At 54.5% G+C, this 18,662-nt stretch carries 17 protein-coding genes; 9 read left to right on the top strand and 8 right to left on the bottom strand.

Features of this window, described 5'->3' with window-relative positions; translation table 11 throughout:
• Positions 1-5 precede the first annotated feature (5 nt).
• Genes N9C89_RS02910 through N9C89_RS02900 form a run of 3 tightly spaced genes read right to left on the bottom strand, consistent with a single transcriptional unit; the run spans position 6 to position 2,753 of the window.
• Positions 6-881 (bottom strand): SMP-30/gluconolactonase/LRE family protein, encoded by an 876-nt coding sequence (locus tag N9C89_RS02910; protein ID WP_263952340.1) that lies wholly within the window; start codon positions 879-881, stop codon positions 6-8.
• Positions 881-1,810: a 3-keto-5-aminohexanoate cleavage protein gene (locus N9C89_RS02905; RefSeq protein ID WP_263952339.1), complete on the bottom strand. Its 930-nt coding sequence runs from the start codon at positions 1,808-1,810 to the stop codon at positions 881-883. Before N9C89_RS02905 ends, N9C89_RS02910 begins: the two co-directional genes overlap by 1 nt.
• Positions 1,803-2,753, bottom strand: a complete 951-nt coding sequence (locus N9C89_RS02900) for a 3-hydroxyacyl-CoA dehydrogenase (protein ID WP_263952338.1) — start codon at positions 2,751-2,753, stop codon at positions 1,803-1,805. Before N9C89_RS02900 ends, N9C89_RS02905 begins: the two co-directional genes overlap by 8 nt.
• 314 nt (positions 2,754-3,067) lie before the next feature.
• Between N9C89_RS02900 and N9C89_RS02895 the strand changes: the two genes are divergently transcribed.
• Positions 3,068-4,096, top strand: coding sequence for a LacI family DNA-binding transcriptional regulator (locus N9C89_RS02895; RefSeq protein ID WP_263952337.1), 1,029 nt, complete (start codon positions 3,068-3,070; stop codon positions 4,094-4,096).
• 169 nt (positions 4,097-4,265) lie between these two features.
• Positions 4,266-6,257: an alpha-amylase family protein gene (locus N9C89_RS02890; protein WP_263952336.1), complete on the top strand. Its 1,992-nt coding sequence runs from the start codon at positions 4,266-4,268 to the stop codon at positions 6,255-6,257.
• 133 nt (positions 6,258-6,390) lie between these two features.
• Here N9C89_RS02890 and N9C89_RS02885 read toward each other — a convergent pair whose 3' ends face one another.
• The gene (locus N9C89_RS02885) at positions 6,391-7,491 is read right to left on the bottom strand and encodes a mandelate racemase/muconate lactonizing enzyme family protein (protein WP_263952335.1); all 1,101 of its coding nucleotides are present in this window, start codon (positions 7,489-7,491) and stop codon (positions 6,391-6,393) included.
• A 133-nt stretch (positions 7,492-7,624) separates the two neighbouring features.
• Between N9C89_RS02885 and N9C89_RS02880 the strand changes: the two genes are divergently transcribed.
• Both N9C89_RS02880 and N9C89_RS02875 read left to right on the top strand, forming a co-directional pair.
• The gene (locus N9C89_RS02880; protein ID WP_263952334.1) at positions 7,625-8,902 is read left to right on the top strand and encodes an alpha-L-fucosidase; all 1,278 of its coding nucleotides are present in this window, start codon (positions 7,625-7,627) and stop codon (positions 8,900-8,902) included.
• 4 nt (positions 8,903-8,906) lie between these two features.
• A complete protein-coding gene (locus N9C89_RS02875) occupies positions 8,907-9,917 on the top strand; it encodes a GntR family transcriptional regulator (RefSeq protein ID WP_263952333.1) in 1,011 nt (336 codons plus the stop codon).
• Positions 9,918-10,039: 122 nt separating this feature from the next.
• On the opposite strand, the gene N9C89_RS02870 is transcribed toward N9C89_RS02875, so the two are convergent.
• The 4 genes from N9C89_RS02870 to N9C89_RS02855 all read right to left on the bottom strand — a co-directional run bounded on the left by N9C89_RS02870 (position 10,040) and on the right by N9C89_RS02855 (position 14,261).
• Positions 10,040-10,915, bottom strand: a complete 876-nt coding sequence (locus N9C89_RS02870; protein WP_263952332.1) for a carbohydrate ABC transporter permease — start codon at positions 10,913-10,915, stop codon at positions 10,040-10,042.
• 3 nt (positions 10,916-10,918) lie between these two features.
• Positions 10,919-11,800, bottom strand: coding sequence for a carbohydrate ABC transporter permease (locus tag N9C89_RS02865; protein ID WP_263952331.1), 882 nt, complete (start codon positions 11,798-11,800; stop codon positions 10,919-10,921).
• A gap of 71 nt (positions 11,801-11,871) precedes the next feature.
• Positions 11,872-13,140 (bottom strand): ABC transporter substrate-binding protein, encoded by a 1,269-nt coding sequence (locus N9C89_RS02860; RefSeq protein ID WP_263952330.1) that lies wholly within the window; start codon positions 13,138-13,140, stop codon positions 11,872-11,874.
• A 26-nt stretch (positions 13,141-13,166) separates the two neighbouring features.
• Positions 13,167-14,261, bottom strand: a complete 1,095-nt coding sequence (locus tag N9C89_RS02855; RefSeq protein WP_263952329.1) for an ABC transporter ATP-binding protein — start codon at positions 14,259-14,261, stop codon at positions 13,167-13,169.
• Positions 14,262-14,473: 212 nt separating this feature from the next.
• Here N9C89_RS02855 and N9C89_RS02850 point away from each other — a divergent pair, with 212 nt between their 5' ends.
• The 5 genes from N9C89_RS02850 to N9C89_RS02830 all read left to right on the top strand — a co-directional run bounded on the left by N9C89_RS02850 (position 14,474) and on the right by N9C89_RS02830 (position 18,612).
• The gene (locus tag N9C89_RS02850; RefSeq protein ID WP_263952328.1) at positions 14,474-15,283 is read left to right on the top strand and encodes an IclR family transcriptional regulator; all 810 of its coding nucleotides are present in this window, start codon (positions 14,474-14,476) and stop codon (positions 15,281-15,283) included.
• Positions 15,280-16,302: an aldo/keto reductase gene (locus N9C89_RS02845; protein WP_263952327.1), complete on the top strand. Its 1,023-nt coding sequence runs from the start codon at positions 15,280-15,282 to the stop codon at positions 16,300-16,302. The genes N9C89_RS02850 and N9C89_RS02845 overlap by 4 nt, the downstream gene beginning before the upstream one ends.
• Positions 16,303-16,304: 2 nt before the next feature.
• Positions 16,305-17,141 (top strand): amidohydrolase family protein, encoded by an 837-nt coding sequence (locus N9C89_RS02840; protein ID WP_263952326.1) that lies wholly within the window; start codon positions 16,305-16,307, stop codon positions 17,139-17,141.
• Positions 17,138-18,247 (top strand): fumarylacetoacetate hydrolase family protein, encoded by a 1,110-nt coding sequence (locus N9C89_RS02835; protein WP_263952325.1) that lies wholly within the window; start codon positions 17,138-17,140, stop codon positions 18,245-18,247. The genes N9C89_RS02840 and N9C89_RS02835 overlap by 4 nt, the downstream gene beginning before the upstream one ends.
• Before the next feature lie 152 nt (positions 18,248-18,399).
• Complete coding sequence (locus N9C89_RS02830; protein WP_263952324.1) at positions 18,400-18,612, top strand: hypothetical protein; 213 nt, start codon at positions 18,400-18,402, stop codon at positions 18,610-18,612.
• The last annotated feature ends 50 nt before the right edge of the window (positions 18,613-18,662 follow it).

The raw sequence follows: 18,662 nt of genomic DNA, 5'->3' as shown, positions 1-18,662 counted from the left end.
CCTCCTCACCCTGCGAACCGTGGTTCGGCAATGCCGTGCGTAGGCAAACCGTCAATCACGAATACAGCGCCACGAAGCGGGCCATCGCCGGGATATTTCGGCAGTGGCGGTTCGGCCATTGAGGTCACGAAAAGACGGTCTAGATCAGCGCCGCCGAAATTCAGGCTGGTGATTTTACAAACTGGCATTTCAATAATGCGATCAACCGAACCATCTGGCGCGTAACGGAAAATCCTGCCGTCAAAAACGCCCGCCGACCAAATAAAACCTTCTGCATCAACAGTTGCTCCATCGGGCGCGCCGCCGCGTGACTTATCCATCTCGACAAAAACGCGCTTGTTGGTGGCACTGCCTGTTTTGACGTCATAGTCGTAGGCGTAAATCTCGCTCTGGAAGCTGTCAGCGAAATACAACGTTGTGCCGTCGGGCGACCAACATGGGCCGTTGGAGCAGATTATTCCGTTATCAAGCTTGCGAAGAGACATGCCCGAGCCCAGCTGCCAGAGCATGCCCGTCGGGCTCTCTTCGCCCGTATCCATTGACCCACAAACAAACCGGCCAGCGGGATCAACCTTACCGTCATTCAACCTGTTTTTCGCGGCATCTGGTTCAGGGTTGGCGATGAACGTCAACTCTCCGCTCTCAAGGTCCAGCCAATGAAATCCGTCGCGCAGCGCAACAAGCAAACGGTCTTCGCGCGCAAGTGCGATTGAGCCAATCTCCGACGGCATAATCCAAGACGTTATGTTTGCGCCGTTTCCGTCTGTGCGAAAAATCCGCTTACCCAGCCCATCTATGAAATAGAGGCGCTGCGTCTCGGCATCCCACAGGGGGCTTTCGCCAAGAAGCGGTTTCACATCTGCGAAAACGGAAATCTGCATCAGAAATTAACCTCCGATGCACCTTTAAGCCCAAGGATATCGCGCGCTTCATCAGGAGTTGCCATTTCGGCTCCAACACCAGCGAGGATTTGGCCAACAAGCTCTACTTGCTGTGCGGATGACGTGGCCTTCTCACCCGGTCCAGCCCAGAGCGAGTCCTCTAGACCAACGCGAATGTGCCCTCCCATCGCCGCCGACATGGCCGCGATGCGCAACTGGTTGGCTCCAGCTCCCAAGACCGACCATTCATATCGGTCGCCCAAAAGCCGATCCGCGGTGCGGCGCATCATTTGAACGTCCTCGGGATGTCCGCCGATCCCCCCAAGGAGACCGAAAACCGACTGTACAAACAGCGTGCCTTCGATCCCTTTTCGCGCTGCCATATGTTGCAACGAATAGAGATGGCTTATGTCATAGCATTCGAACTCAAAGCGCGTACCATTCTTAAGGCCGCCACCAAGAATATATTCGATATCGCCGAAGGTGTTCTTAAAGATCACATCCTTCGAATTCTCCAAATGCGAGCGCTCCCAGTCATGCTCAAACTCGGAGAACCGGTCGAGCATCGGATAGAGCCCGAAATTCATCGACCCCATGTTGAGCGACGCCAGCTCCGGTTTATAATGAAGCGCTGGCGCAGCGCGTTCGGAGACATCCATAAAAGGGCTGCCGCCCGTCGTTACATTAATGACGGCTCCGGTTTCCTTGAGCGCAGGCAAAATGCGCGAAAAAGCCTCGACGGATTGATCTGGCCGACCTGTTTCCGGATCGCGTGCGTGAACATGCAGAATGCTCGCCCCAGCGTCGGCCGCGCGACGTCCTTCCGCAATTATTTCATCAGGCGTGACAGGCAGATGCGGCGACATAGAAGGCGTATGAATCGCGCCGGTCAATGCACAGCTAATGATAACTTTTCTTGGCTTAGCCATGAATCTCGGTTCCTTTGTTCGTCCAGAACGCCGCAAGCTCAGCAAGCCTGTCGTCGCGCCAGTTCTGGCGGTCTTGTAAATCTTTGGCGGGGAGTTCGTTTCGGCGCGATGCTACAAGCTGCTCAGCCACGGGCCCGTTCCAATCGTAACGCGCAGGGCGTTCGCGTCCGATTGCGCGGTAAGCCTCTCCGTAGCGGTCAAAGAACTCGGCTATGCCACCGGGCGCATTCAAATCGATGGTTTCAAACGGCCCCATAAAGGACCAGCGCCGCGAAAGCCCTGCGCTCATTGCGCGGTCAACATCGGCAGGATCAGCAATCCCTTCAGCAACCAGCTTGACGGCCTCATCAAGCAAAGCCCCTTGAAGGCGGTTCATGATAAACCCTTCGGCCTCGTGCCGCGCCACGACTGGCGTTTGGCCAATCGACTGCATGAGGGCTGCAACTTGCTGAACAATTTCAGCATCCGTGTCCGTTGAGGGAACAATCTCGACAGCGGGGATCAGATGAGGCGGGTTAAGCGGGTGCGCAACAAGACAGCGCGACTTGCCCGCAGTATTCCGCGCGATCTCAGACGGTAAAATCGCAGAGGTCGAACTGGCAATCGGCACACCGGAGCGCGCTAAAGCATCAATTTCTTGGGTAAGCGCCTGTTTGACCGCAAGGCGTTCCGGGCCATTCTCCTGAATATAGTCGGCTGGCGCCACTGCTTCTGCCAACGCCTCCGTGGAAACAATCGCTTCAAGGATTTCAGATTGGGATCTGCTTCCAAGCAGCCCTTTTTCCTCGAGGCCAACGAGTTGCTGCGCAATTTCAGAAATCGCCGCTTCGGCCACTCCGGAGGCAGCATCAAACAAACGAACCGAAATGCCCGCACGCGCAAAACATATCGCCCAAGATCGGCCGACAATTCCCGCTCCTATGATCGCAACAACACCTGTCACAGCTCCTCCTCAGTTGACGGTATGATCAAAGGAAACGTTTACACTTGTCAACGGATTTTCTTTACCGCATGAAGAGATGGTCGCCTCATAGCCCCTATATTGATTAATCAAAATCATATTATTGGCATAAAAATAAGGCGAATAGCTGGAGGCTGCTTGCTGCGCCACAATCACTTGCGCACCAACTCGCAATTGTAAACGTTTCCAATATGATTTACATGTCGGGAGCCAAATACGGGCGAATCGTTCGGCGCAGACTTTGATCACTTGACTTGTTCTGCCGCGCCGTTTCTTTTGCCTAAACAGGAGGACGTATGGGAGCATCCCGCGACGACAAATCGAGAAATCCACGCCAGTCAGAATCTGGTGCGGTTTCTATTCGCGATGTTGCCAAGCGCGCGGGCGTTTCGATTGCCAGCGTTTCGCGTGCACTCAACTCCGGCTCAGGCAGCGTATCAAAAGCAACGCAGGAGAAAGTTGCGGCGGCGGCACAAGCCCTCAACTATCGCCCGAACCAGGCAGGACGCGCGCTAAGATCGCAATCGACCAACACCTTTGCGCTGATCAATTCAAACATTCAAAACAACTTTTATGCCGCAATTGCATGGGAGTTGGAGCGCCTTCTCTCTGCCGAAAAGTCCGCGCTTCTTGTCTATACGTCAAATGAAGATGCCGAGACGCAAGACCGCTGCATTGAAGACATTCGATCACGGCAGGTTTCCGGTGTTTTCTTTCTCTGCGCCGTAGATAGCCCAGGCTTAACCACTCTGACGAAGAACGACCCAGTTGTGTTTATCAACCGCCGACTTCAGTCTTGCCCTGAGATTTCGTTCGTCGGCATTGATGATGAGGCCGCCGCCCGCGCGCAGATGCGGTCTGGCGCACGAAGAGACCTTCGCAACATCGCAATCATTCACGGGCCAGAAAGTTCCGATACAAGCGCAAGGCGGCTGCGTGGTATGCTTGACGCCGCGCGCGATGCGGGCGCGAATATCGCGCCAAATGCCATAAAAGAAGCGCGCCTGTCGATGGAAAGCGGCTATGATTGCGCAGGCCCACTTTTGGATGACAAGAATCTCGATGCGATTTTTTGCGGCAACGACCAGATCGCATATGGCGTTTACCGGCGCTGCTTGGAGCGCGGCATTGCCGTTCCGGATCAACTTCGGATTTACGGGTTTGATGACAACCCAATGAACGAATGGCTTGCCCCGTGGCTCAACACGGTGCGCGTTCCACATGTCGAGCTTGCGCGCACTGCGGTGGAGCAAATGCAGACTCTGACCGGCAATGGCGCAGCGCGCGAAATACTTTTGCCGTACGAGCTCATCCAACGCGCCTAGCGCTCGTTTTCAAGTCATTCCAATAGCCTAGAGCCATTTCTCCGATACCTGTTTAGCCCCTTCGCATCTGCGGAATTCGGGCATTCGAAAAATCATGTGAAGAAACTTATTGCATAGTGCATGCAATATTCGTAAGCAAAAGGCATACCCACTCAATCAGGACTACGAGATGCGCTTTCGCCAAATACACCTCGACTTTCACACCGCCCCTCAAATTACAGATATCGGTTCGCAGTTTGATCCTGCCGACTTCGCCAAGGCGTTCAGTGATGCGAAGGTGGATTCGGTAAATGTTTTCTCCAAATGCCACCACGGATACTCCTATCACCCGACCAAAGTCGGCGAGATGCACCCCCATTTGGACAGCGATCTGATGGGCGCGCAAATCGAAGCGTTGCAAGGCGTCGGGATCAAGACACCGGTTTACCTTTCTGCAATCTGGGACGAACTCGCTGCGCAACGCCACCCTGAATGGCGCGTCGTCGCACCGGATTTCAGCCGCCCGCTTCAGTTCCCAGGTGACAATAAACACGAAGGTGTTTGGAAGTATCTGGACCTGTCCTCGCCCTACACTGACTACCTCTGCGCCCAAATCGACGAAGCCGTCACTCACTACCCACAGATGGATGGATTGTGGATCGATATCTGCTTCCAGAAGCCATCGGTTTCGGTTTGGGCGCAGCAAGGGATGGAGGCCGAAGGTCTAGACTGGACTGACGCCGAACATCGCGACCAATTCGCCGAACTGACATCGATGCGGTTCTTTGAGCGCGTGAAAGCCATTGCAGACAAAGGCGATGTGCCGCTGTTCTTTAACCTTGGTCACATCCGCCGCGGGCGCTCTGAGGTTCTGCGCAAATACTTTAGCCACATCGAAATCGAGAGCCTGCCTACAGGACAATGGGGCTATGAGCACTTCCCCGTTTCCGCGCGTTATGTCGAGCCTTTGGGCATGCCATTCCTCGGAATGACAGGCAAATTCCACCATATGTGGGGCGAAATGGGCGGATATAAAAAGCCTGAAGCGCTTGTGTATGAATGCGGCGCAATGCTTGCGCAGGGCGCGCGGATTTGCATCGGCGATCACCTGAACCCGTCTGGCAGCGTCGACCATTCAACCTATAAAATCATCGGCGAAGCCTATGACCATGTAGAGGCTTGTGAGCCTTGGGCGATCGGCAGCACCAACAAAGCAGAAATCGGCGTAATCTCGCACGAGGCTGTTGGCCACCCGCTGTTCTCTGACGTGCCAAGCCACCACAGCAATGTGGATGATGGAACTGTGCGCGCGCTTCTGGAAAACCGCTTTACGTTCGATCTGTTGGATGACGATGCTGATTTCTCACCTTATCGCCTGATCATCCTGCCCGATGCGATCCCTGTTTCAGAAGATCTGAAAACGCGACTTGATGCCTTTATCGCAAACGGTGGACGTCTATTGTTGACCGGCGCAAGCGGCATTTCGGACGACGGCATGCTATACCCCGCTGGCGCAACGCATCACGGTGTTTCCAAATTCACGGGCGGCGATTATGCGCTTCCAATCGAAAGCCTGCGCGCGGAGTTCGTGAATGATCCGATGTTTATGTATCAAGCGCCGCAGCTTTTGGCCGCGGACGATGCGAAAAGCCTCGGAATGCTGTTCAACCCGTACTTTAACCGCGAGAAACAATACTTTAGCGGCCACCTACACACACCAGCACGGCCGGAGCCAAGCGGGTTTGTATTTGGTGCGAGCGATGGGGCGGTAACGCGTTTGGCGCACCCCGTATTCTCGATCTATCACCAAACGGGTGCCGTTGCGCTCTTGCAGATTATCGGCAACGTCGTGCGTCAGGCGCTTGGCCAACCACAGATGATCCAGACATCTCTCCCAACTGCGGGGCGTGCGACACTGCGCGCGCAAGAGGGGCGCGATATACTGCATATGCTGTTCGCGACACCGGTCCAGCGCGGCAACTTGCGCGGCGATGCGATCCAACCCATTCAGGACATCATCCCGCTGCATGACATCGAAGTCGACGTCGAAGCAGACGATATCTCCGCTGTTAAAATCGTACCGGAGGGTCGCGAGCTTCCGTTCGAGGCCAAAGACGGTCGTGTGAAATTCACTGTGCCTGTCCTAAAAGGACATGCCATGATCGAGTTGACCCGAGCCTAACAACGGCAATACGGTCAAATCAAACACCCGCTGGCCTCCACTCCAGCGGGTGTTTTTTTGTGTTGCGATACCAAACAAAAAAAGGGGTAGCACGGATGCTGCCCCTTCATTTTAGTAAATTCTTTTCAGTAACTTAGATTTCTGCGCCGTAGGAAGCATTCTTCTGAATGGCGTCCCAGTCCCAAGCGATGCCAAGCCCGGCTTCATCTGATGGATAAGCGCGCCCATCTTTCATTGTAATGCCGTGCTCTGTAATCAGATCAAGCTGCGGAATATACTCCAGCCACTGTGCATTGTTGATCCCACATACGAGCGGCAAATGCAGCTCCATGAGGAAGTGCGGACATACTACAACGCCATGTGCTTCCGCCAATGCAGCAACCTTGAGCCACGGTGTGATCCCGCCAATCCGCGCAACATCAACCTGAATGATGCTGGCCGCGCCATGCACCAGATATTCCTTGAATTGGCTAAGGGAATAGATGCTCTCACCAACAGCAATCGGAACCGATGTCGAACGCGCAAGTTCGGCGTGAGCCGTTACGTTATCGGCCTTGAGGGGTTCCTCGAACCAAGCGATGCCCTGCTCTTCGAGCATTTTCGCACGGCGAATGGATTCCGAGAGCGAGAAGGACTGGTTCGCGTCGGTCATGATGTCGAAATTATCACCTACGGCCTCACGCACAGCAGCCAGACGCTTGGCATCTGTTGCCACATGCGGGTGGCCGACTTTGTATTTTGCCCCGCCGAATCCCGCGGCTTGTTTCGCCAGCGCATCCTCGACCAAAGCAGGTGTTTCGATCTGAAGCCAACCGCCCTCTGTCGAGTAAACAGGGATGCTTTCGCGCGCGCCACCAACAGCTTTCCACAGTGGCAACTTCGCGCGTTTACACGCCATATCCCAAAGCGCCGTGTCTACTGCAGCCAGCGCGAGCGATGTGATCGCCCCGACCGACGTCGCGTGCGTTTGAAGTAGAAGTTCGTGCCAAATTCCGCCGATTCGCTCAGGGTCTTTGCCAATGAGCGCAGGCGCGAAACTCTTCTCAAGAAGCGCCACAACCGAGGGGCCCCCGGTGCCGATGGTATAGCAGTATCCGGTTCCGCAGACACCGTCGCTGTCGGTGATCGTAACCAGCGGAGTTTCCTGACAAGTAAAGGTTTGAATGGCATCTTCGCGCAGCGTTTTGGGCGCAAGATTCACCATCGTTATCTCGACACGTTCGATTTTGGGCATAGTTCGTTTCCAGGCATCTAAATTCAAAGCTGCTGATCCAAATTTTCTGGCATCAGCTCATTTATGCTTATTGCATGCAATATGCATATTAGTCTATCCTGTTTTTGCCAGACAACACTACAGGATCAAAAAAATGCCCAATACTTTCGGGGCCACCCCCCAAGTCGATCAATTTATGGACATGCGCTACGGCCTCTTCCTTCATTGGAACCCGTCAAGCGTTGCAGGACACGAAATCAGCTGGTCGCGTGAAGGCGATAAGCCCGAAATTTACCTGAAAACCCGTGGTCGCGATGTATCTCCACGCGTGATGATTCCCGCCGAGCTATATGATTCGCTCTATAAGTATTTCGACGCTCGCGATTTCGACGCGCCCGCTCTCGTGGCCAAAGCGCAGGACTGGGGTTTCAAGTACATTTACCTCACCACCAAACACCACGACGGCTTTTCGAACTTCGATACCGCGCACAACTCCTACAAGGTGACTGCGCCTGAATGCCCCGCTGGTCGTGACCTGACCAAAGAACTCGCGGATGCCTGCCACGAAGCGGGTATGGCTTTTGCTGTTTATTATTCACAGCCTGACTGGCACCACCCCGATTACCGGACCGAAAATCACCAAAACTACATCGACTATCTGCACGCGCAGGTCGAAGAGCTTTGCACCAAATACGGGAAGATCGCGGCATGGTGGTTTGATGGCCTTGGTGGAGAAGGCAACGTAACAGGTCGCGCAGCGCCAGAGCCGTTTTACAAGCCGCACGACCCAACCCTCTGGGACGCTGAAAACCTCATCAAAAAGATGCGCAAATGGCAGCCAGACATGGTTATCAATGACCGTTGCGCAATGCCCTGCGATTTCTATACACCAGAGCAGCGCGTTGGGGACTACAACCCTGATGAGGCATGGGAAGCCACAATCACGCTTGGTGACCAGTGGGCCTATTCCTTCAATGAAGTCGTCAAAACACCCGAAACATGCATCAACAACATCGTTGATTGCGCCACAGGCGGCGGCAACTTTGTTCTGAACATCGGCCCAGATCGGCACGGCATTGTTCCCCCCGAACAAGAACGCGTGCTCAACACCGTTGGCGACTGGATGAAGAAATACGGTCACACAATCTATGGCACACGCGGCGGCCCATACCCACGCTGGACATGGGGCGGCTCGACCCACACGGGGACAACCGTTTACCTTCACGTGAAGCGTTGGCCGGAAAAAGGCGACCTTCTGGAGCTTCATCTCGGCGGCTGTAACGTCAAGTCTGTTGAGATGGTAACACCCGGCACCGTAAACTGGTCGGTTGAAGGTGAATATCTCCACCTTGTTTTGCCGTTAAAATATCAAGACGGGCTGGACAATATCGTCAAGCTGGAGTTTGATAAGCTCCCAGTATTTAAGGGTTAATTTTATGTCAGATCGTTCCGATAAGGCCGAAACCTATGCACCCACGCGGCGCAACCAAATGGTATTCGACACCCTTTGCGAAGCGATCAAAGATGGCACATTACCCAAGGGGCTTGTCCTCACACAAAGTAGCATCGGGCGCTTTTTCGGCGTAAGCCGCGCGCCCGCTGCCGATGCGCTGGAACGCATGGAAAAGGCTGGTCTAATCAGCCGTTTTGACGGCCGTGGGTTTATGGTCGGAAAAGGCCGCGACAAACCCATCCGAATGGAAATGGACCAGACAGACCTCAAAAGCCCTGTCGACAAGGGAGAGGTGCTGGTCAACCGTTCGTGGCGCGACACACTCTATCCAACTGTTGAAATCACTGTTGCCGGCTGTGTGCGTTATGGCACGTTTTCGATCGGCAGCACCGCTCTTGCCGAGCACTATGGTTTCTCACGCACAACATCCCATGAAATGCTAAGCCGCCTGGAACGGGTCGGCTTGATCGAGCAAGGCGCAAACGGCCGTTGGCGCGCCCCTGCTCTCACGTCCAAAGACGTTAGCGATTATTACCAGATCCGCCGCCTGCTTGAGCCTGTTGCGCTCGTTGAAGCGGCAAAAGAGCTTGGGCCCGATGTGGTTGGCCCAGCGTTCGAGTTTGTTGACCGCCTTCTGCAAAGCGGCGTACGCCCAAAGAAAGAAGACATTACGACGCTTGAAGACGACCTGCACGGCAAGCTGGTCTTGGGCTGCCCCAACCGCCACATGAGCGAGACGCTCTATCGAAGCCAGCTCCTCTTGCTTGCTCCGCACAGCGTCACCGATCGTTACCTGCGTCGCAACGAGATGAACCGCCTGATCAGCGATCACTACCGCGTCTTGCTTCCTCTGAGCGAAGGGCGGCTTGATGAGGCCGCGGACATGATGCGCGCGCACCTTGTACAGGCGGAGCGTGCCACGCTGGAGTATTTCGAAGAAGAACCAACACCACCTGAAGGGCTCATTCCGCCCTATATGAAGCGGATTTCCTAACTCTGAAAATCGAAACACAAAAAAACGGCGCCCAATAGGAGCGCCGTTTTTTTGTGTTGTCTGACTGTCACCCAAAAGAATGGCCCCCTTCCAAAAAAGGGGGCCAGTTAGGGGAGGTAATTCTATTTTCCCATTCCAGCAAAGGCGCGCACAAAGTGCTTCTGGGCCAGGACGTAGATCACGAGAAGCGGCACCATCATCAGGTTCACGACTGCGAGGATTTTGGGCCAATCGCTGCTGTATTCGCCTTGGAACTGCATAATGCCATTGGTCCAGAGACGGCGCTCTTCACCGCTAGTGGCAATAGAGGCCCAAAGGAACTCGTTCCAAACACTCACGGTCTGAAAAATCACGACACTCAACACCGCAGGAGCAGAAAGCGGAAGGACTACGCTAAACAGGATGCGCCAAGGAGAACACCCATCCAGCCGCGCAGCCTCTTCCAACTCCTCGGGGAAATCGAGGAAGAACGAATACAAGATCACCACAGAGAACGGGATACCAATCGCTATATGCGGCAAGATTAAGCCCGCATAGGTGTTGAGCATGCCGAAGTCATCCACGATCCGATAAAGCGGGATCAAGATAGAGTGGATCGGAATCGCATAGGTCAAAACGATCAAGAGATAGATCGTTTTACGGCCGATAAACACACGCCGCGCCAGCGCATAGGCGGCCATGATCGACACGATCACCATCGGCACCACAGAGCCAATCGTCACCACCAGCGAGTTCCAGATGTAGTGCTGAAAGCCGCTTTCAAAGATGTTGAAATAGTTCTGCCATTGGATGCTGTCTGGCAATCCGAGCGGCGAAAGGAACACCTCACGGCGGGTTTTGACCGAGGCCAACATAACCCAAACGATCGGAACCAGAACCACCACGCAGTAAGACACGAGGATAACATAGGGCACGTTCCGGCGGAGCCAGCGCACGACAGGGTGGCTCTTGTGGCTTGCGCGAACAACGGCGCGGTCGGTGTGTGTGACTGCTGACATGGGTTATTTCCGTTTGCGTGACGTGAGGACCTGAAGGGATCCGAAGAAGATTGCGACGATGAGCACGACCACTGACATACCGGCGGCATAGTTTGGTCGGAACAGTGTAAAGGCGCTCTCGACGATGTAGGTACCAAGGACCTGTGTCGTGTTACCTGGGCCACCGCGGGTCAGGACATAGACGATCTCGAAGGTTTTGAACGACCCAACAATCACGATGAGCGAACAGAGGATCAGCGCGCCCTTAACGCCGGGCAATGTGATGTGAAAGAACGTCTGGATCGCAGAGGAGCCATCTAGGCGCGCAGCTTCATAGAGGTCGCGCGGGATCGCCTGCATCGAGGCCAACATGATTGTCATCATGAAACCGATGTAGTTCCACGCACCAACAGCCACGATTGAGTAGAACGCGAGGTCTGGATTTCCTAGGAACCCTTGGGACGGCAATTTGATACCGACGGTATTCGCCAGCTGACGAACCATACCGAAGTTCGGCTCAAGCAGCATGGACCACACCACACCAATCGCTACGGGCGCAATCACAAGCGGCGCAAAGATAATTGTCCGCATCGTTGTGGAGAACCGACGCACGCCACGGTCAAGCAGGGCGGCGAAGATCGTCCCTATCCCGACCTGAAACACAAGGTTGCAGAGGATGAACAACAGGTTGTTTTTCATCGCGATCCAGAACACAGGATCGCCAACCATCTCGCGGTAGTTTGCAAGGCCGACAAAATCTCCGCCACGGTTAGGGGAGGCATAAAGCGACGTGAAAATGGCTTCGACTGCGGGCCAGACAATGAAGATTGAAAACAGCAACAACGCGGGCAAAACCATCACGAGGTCGAAGTAGGTTCCGTGTACTTTGCGGTTATAAATCATCATCGTATTCCGAATTGGGGGAATTGGGGTAAGTGGCGGCGCATAAAGGGATACTGCGCCGCCTGTTTACGCGATTACATCCGCGACTTTGCTTCCAAAGCCTGAGTACGCACGCGTTCCATGAACTCTTCTGGTGTGACCGTTCCGGCAACCAGATCCTGACCCGACTTGAGGATCACATCGCTTACCGAAGTCTCAACGATTGTGTTGAGCGGTGGCACCGATACGTTTGCCTGAGCAACACGGTTCAGCAGGTCAACCGACTCTTTCGGAAGATCACCTTCTTTGAGCGCTGTTGCGTTCGCAGAGAGCTGACCGGAAAGACGCGCCTGAAGGGCGTGCATCTCTGGGCTCAGCAACCAGCTGAGGAACTTGAGAGTTGCCTCACGCTCTTCGGTCGCTGCAGAGACCTGATACCCCTGAACACCTACGAGCGCACCAGTTTGGTCTCCTGCTCCGCCTTCAACTTTCGGGAACGGGAATGCAGAGTATTTGCCTTCGAACCCTTCGGAGTTGAAGATCGGTGGGCACCAGCTACCGCAGAATGTCATCGCTGCAAGCTCTGTAGCGAACATTGTGCGAGACACGCCAGGATCAACCGAGTTGATACCGTCGTTGAAGCAGCCTTCGGTTTCCAAACGTTTGAAATCTTTCAACGCGTTGAGGTAACCAGGATGCGCCCAAAGGTTTTCTTCGTCGTTGGTCAGGTGCCAGTCACCTTGCATCGTCTCCAGATCAACATGACGCTGGAACAAGATGGTCAGGTAGTGGTTGATCGTCCAGCTTTCCGATGCACCGAAAGAAACGGGCGTCATCAGCGGATCGATTTCGCGGATCTGGTGACACATACCGATCAGCTCGTCGATTGTTTCTGGAGCTGTTAGATTGTTTTCCTCAAAGAACGCATCGTTCTTCCAGAAGTACTTTGTGTACAGCTGGCCAGGCGCGCCATAGAGGCCGTCTTTATAGCGGAACTGGTCCACAACGCCTGCGGGCGCTTCGCCCCAAGCATCGCCACGCTCATAGCTGTCGAGGATATTCTCGGCAACGCCGCTATCCACGAAATCATTTGCAAAGGAACCGGCCCAAACAAAGTAAAGATCGGGCGGAGAGTTAGACTCAAGCATCACTTTGATGCCGGTCTTATATGGCTCGTTTGCAACCCAGCTATAGTCGATCTTGATGTCTGGGTTTTGCTCTTCGAACAGGCGGATCGCTTCCTTGTTAAAGGCTTCGCGCTCTGCGCCCATTCCTTGGAAAACAACTGTTGTTTCCGCAGTGGCCACATTAGCCAGCAACGCAGACATAGCGATGCCCGTTGCGTATAGTCCGTTCTTAATCATGAGTTCCTCCTCCGTTGAACGTGCTGTTATTTCGTGTTGTTGATGCGTTTGCCCGAGGCGCGGTCAAAGAGGTGACAGCGCGACAGGTCGAATTGCAGGTCGATGGCTTCGCCCACCTTAAGTGCTCGTGGTTTCAGCATTTTTGCGATCCACTCGCTTCCGGCGAAGGGGAAGAATACAAGCGTTTCACCCCCCAAAGGCTCAGATAGGTTGACGGTCCCCTTGCTGTTCCAAGGCTCGTTAACGTCCATACCGTGCCCACTTAGAACAATGTCATCGGGACGCAGGCCAAATGTCACCTTGTCACCAGCAGAGAGGCCCTCGAACCGTGCCAGATTGACAGGGAGCTTGGTACCATCCTCAAGAACAAGGCCGCCATCGGCGACCTCAGCAGGCGTGAGGTTCATGGGCGGAGAGCCGATGAAGGACGCCACGAATTCAGACTCTGGGTGGTTATACACCTCGTCAGGCGCACCGGCCTGTTCGATGTGTCCGCCACGCATAATGACAATACGATCCGCCAAGGTCATCGCCTCGACCTGATCGTGCGTCACGTAAACAGTTGTTGCGCCGACCTCTTGGTGAATCCGCTTAATCTCTGTGCGCATCTGGGTGCGCAGCTTGGCGTCGAGGTTGGACAGCGGCTCGTCAAACAAGAATACATCCGGACGACGCACAATCGCCCGCCCCATTGCAACGCGCTGGCGCTGACCGCCCGAAAGATCCGCAGGGCGGCGATCAAGGTATTCTTCAAGGTGCAGAATACGCGCAGCCTCTTTGACACGCGCATCAATCTCGGCTTTCGGCTTACCTGCCACCCGAAGCGCGAACGACATGTTCTTGGCAACCGACATATGCGGGTAAAGCGCGTAGGATTGGAACACCATCGCGATACCACGGTCCGCAGGGTCAAGATCGTTGATCACCTGATCATCAATCGAGATGGTCCCGCCTGTAATATCTTCGAGTCCGGCCAGCATACGAAGGGTCGTCGACTTACCGCATCCCGAAGGACCAACAAGCGCCACAAACTCCTTGTCACGCACATCAAGATCAATGTCGTGAATGACCTGTGCAGAGCCATAACTTTTTCTCAGAGCATCAATTTTGACTCGAGCCATGTTCGTTCCATCCGTCGTTTCGATGCTCACTAGGTTTCCATAAATGATTACTGTATGCAATATGCATTTTTGTTGAAATCGACATTTTTTTCGATTATTCAACAAAAACAAGGCACAGGTCGCTTCGTCATATATGAATAGATAATTCTTATTTGCATTTTGTATTGACCCAATATCCTGCCCCCTCTACCGTCCGGCCAAAAGGAAGGCACATGGCCCAGCAAAAGAAGCTCGAAGACCCAGTAAAATATCGCGCTCCAGCCCTTGAGAAAGGGTTGGACATTATTGAGTTGCTGGCCGCGCACGAGAGCGGGATGACGCAGTCCGCAATCGCGAAATCGCTCGATAAATCACAGGGCGAAATCTACCGGATGCTCTCGACTTTGGTGCGCCGCGGCTATGTCTCGCGTGTTGCAAAAGACCAATATTCGTTGAGCTTGAAGCTATTTTCCACGGCCCAGCAGCACGCACCAATCGAGCGTGTTCTGGAGGTTGCGCAGCCTCTTATGCGGCAATTCGCGCGCAGCATTCGCCAGTCCTGTCATATCGTCATGGAGAACGACGCAGCGATCGTTGTGATTCTCTCCGTAGAGGCACCTGGCAATTGGGGGCTGATGATTCGAACCGGCGCTGTCCTTGGGCTCTGGAACTCGGGCGCAGGTCGTGTTCTTGCGGCCTTCAGAAGCGAGGCCGAGCGCGAGGAGCTTATCAGCGGGCATGCGCCGGTATCTGGCGAACCGCCCCTCGACCGCGACAAGTTCTTGACCGAAGTCGCCGAGGTCAAACGACGCGGCTACTATAATAAGAAATCCGAAACGCTCTATGGCGTGACCAACCTAACATACCCGATATTCGACCCATCGGGGAATGCTATTGCCGCCCTAACCTGCCCTTATCTTGAGCGCGTTGACGGCCACAAAGCCGCCTCGCGCAAAGACGCCGCACGCGAAATCTCAAAGATCGCTGAAGAACTCAGCGCCTATTTCCGTGGCGAACACTTAACCGGAATGGAAACCAAATGACCAAACTCTCTCTCCCTGAACGCACTTTAGCCAGCGGCGCCCTCAGCTTGCCAGTCCTCGGTTTTGGCGGCGCGCCGCTTGGTGGTCTGTTGCAAGCGAACGACAATACCGCAGCGCGCGAAATGATGGCCCGAACACGTGACGTTGGCTATCGCTATTACGATACCGCGCCATTTTACGGCTTTGGCCGCTCGGAACGTATGGTCGGCGATGCCATTCGCGATACAGACTATATCCTCTCAACCAAAGTCGGTCGGCTTATGAAACCAGGTCTCCCTGCGGATGCAGGAGCACTTGGCTGGCCTGATGCGCTGCCCTTCCATCAAGTGTTTGACTATGGGTATGACGCCATTATGCGCTCGTTCGAAGATAGCCTTCAGCGCCTTGGTCTTGATCGGATCGATATGTTGTTGGTGCATGACATTGGTGAAATGACCCACGGCGAGGACAATGCTCGCCATTTCAAAGACCTCGAACAGGGCGGTTATCGCGCGCTCGACGAATTGCGCAAGAACGGTCAGATCAAAGCAATCGGCATCGGTGTGAACGAAACGAAGGTCTGCCGCGATTGCCTAAAGATTGGTGATTGGGATGCGTTTCTCCTCGCGGGTCGCTACACCCTTCTGGAACAAGGTTCTCTGGACGATCTGCTTCCCGAATGTGAGGAAGCGAAAACCTCTATCATCCTCGGCGGTCCATATAACTCCGGCATTCTTGCTGGCGGAGATACATGGAATTATGGCGCGGCCCCTGAAGATGTTGTCGCCCGCGTAAAGCGCCTAAAGGCCACCGCACAGGATCACGGCGTCCCGCTCGCTGCAGCAGCGCTTCAGTTCCCTCTCGCGCATCCACTTGTGGCGTCCGTTATCCCTGGTCTGCGCAATACAACTGAACTCGACCAGACTCTCGAATGGGCCTTTACCGACATTCCCGAAGCGTTTTGGTCTGATCTCCGTGCGCAAGGCTTGCTTCACGAGCAAGCTCCAACACCCACTTCAACGCCATACAAGAAGGGATAGATATGCGGATCGATGCACACCAGCATTTCTGGGCGCTCGCCCGTGGCGACTATGATTGGCTCACACCGGAATTGGCGGATATCTATCGGGATTTTCTCCCGGCCGATCTCGCACCAATGCTCGAGACAGCAAAAATAGACGGAACAATCGCAGTTCAAGCCGCACCAACAGTGGCCGAAACAGAGTACCTTCTGGAGTTGGCTGCAACCCACGAGATGATCAGCGGCGTTGTCGGCTGGATTGATTTTGAAGCCAAAGACGCAATCGCTACGCTTGAGAAGCTCGCCCGTGACCCGCATCTTGTGGGTGTTCGGCCGATGATCCAGAGCATTCCGGACCCTGACTGGATGCTAACTGAGCAATTCACATCTGTGTTTGACGCGCTTCAGGCACACAATCTTGCCTTTGATGCGCTGACCTTCCCAATCCATCTCGACAACCTACACACGCTTCTCACGCGCCACAGCGGACTGACTTGTGTGATCGACCACGCCTCCAAACCTCAAATCCGCAACGCGGAATTCGACGATTGGGCCAACGGTATGTCCAAGATCGCCAACGACACCACGGCCTTTTGTAAACTGTCGGGCCTCGCCACCGAGGCCGATGATCGTTGGTCGTTTGAAGCGGTGAAGCCCTATGTGGACCAGCTACTCGAAACATTCGGACCAACGCGCCTCATCTGGGGAAGCGACTGGCCGGTCTGCACGCTTGCCACGACCTATCAGGAATGGGTCGGAATGACAGAACAGTTTCTGGCCTCGCTCTCTGAAGCAGAGCGAGCCGCGATTATGGGTGGCAACGCCCAACGCGCCTACAAATTAAAGGACAAATCATGACAAAACTCTCCCTTCCCGACGGTATTTGGCTCGGGCGCATCGAACGCGCGGGTATTGGCCCAGCTATCGTGACGCTTCGCGACGGCCAACTCTTTGACATCACCAGCAAAGAAGCCCCGACCGTGCGTGATATCCTCGAACGCGAGGACGCTGCCGCCTATGTGAAATCCGCAAAAGGCTCGCTAGTTGGCTCTTTGGATGACAGTCACACATGGCTTGCACCCTGCGATTTGCAATCTGTCAAAGCATGCGGCGTAACATTCGCCGGCTCGATGGTTGAGCGCGTAATCGAAGAGCAGGCCGCAGGCGACGCTTCTAAAGCACAAGACATCCGCGCTCGGATCGGCGCGCGAATTGGCGACAGCCTTTCAAATATCACACCCGGATCGGAAGAAGCCGAAGCTGTGAAGCAGGCCTTGATTGCCGAAGGGTTGTGGAGCCAGTATCTCGAAGTTGGTATCGGCCCAGACGCAGAAGTGTTTTCAAAGGCACAGGTCCTCTCCTCGGTCGGCCATGGCGCAGATATCGGGCTGCATCCCATCTCCAACTGGAACAACCCAGAACCAGAGGTCGTGCTTGCCGTGAATTCCCGAGGCGAGATTAAGGGCGCAACGCTCGGCAATGACGTGAACCTGCGCGATGTCGAAGGTCGCTCCGCGCTCTTGCTCTCCAAAGCAAAGGACAACAACGCATCCTGCGCCATCGGCCCGATGATCCGCCTCTTTGACGATAGCTTCACGCTCGACAACGTTCGTAATGCCGAAGTTGATCTGCGTGTTGAGGGCGAGGATGGCTTCCTGCTCGAAGGCCATTCTTCGATGAACCAGATCAGCCGCGATCCCGCAAATCTTGTCAAACAGACAATCGGACGTCACCATCAATACCCCGACGGCTTCATGTTGTTCCTCGGCACGCTCTTTGCTCCGACCCAAGACCGCGACACACCCGGTGGTGGTTTCACCCACAAAATCGGCGACGTCGTGACAATCTCCTGTGATGATCTTGGCGCGCTCACCAACACGGTGAAACTCTCGACCGAATGCCCCGAGTGGACATTTGGCGCCCGCGCACTCATGACCAACCTCGCAAGACGCGGGTTGCTTTAGCTCTTAGATTGGTGTGGGCAGGGTTCAATTTCACTTCGCCCGCGCTAAAAAACACTGCTAGCAGCAGTCCAGAGTTCACAGCTTCGTGATGATTTGATCCGTAGCGAATTCGTCCTCGTACTACCCTACGTTAACACATTTTGGAGGATATTATGAAAATCATCGCACTTACCGCCGCTTCGCTCGTTGCGCTTGCACTCCCTGCTACTGCTGCAGAAGTTCAAACTAAATCCGGCAAAACTGTTTGGACTGTTGATAGCCTGAGCCCACCCGCCGGGAAAAACAATGGCGGAAAAGGTAAGACAGACAAGGCCAGCAAAGGCTTGGTCAACGCCGTAACAAAAGGCGGTCTTGTTCTTAAGTAAGTTTCAGTTTCCGTCTATTCGAACAAGCAAAACTGACCCTGATAATACAC

The sequence above is a fragment of the Halocynthiibacter sp. SDUM655004 genome (assembly GCF_026015885.1).
GTDB classification, from domain to species: Bacteria; Pseudomonadota; Alphaproteobacteria; order Rhodobacterales; family Rhodobacteraceae; genus Falsihalocynthiibacter; species Falsihalocynthiibacter halioticoli.
Note: the sequence above shows the minus strand (reverse complement) of the source record. Positions and strands in the feature narration are given on the sequence as shown.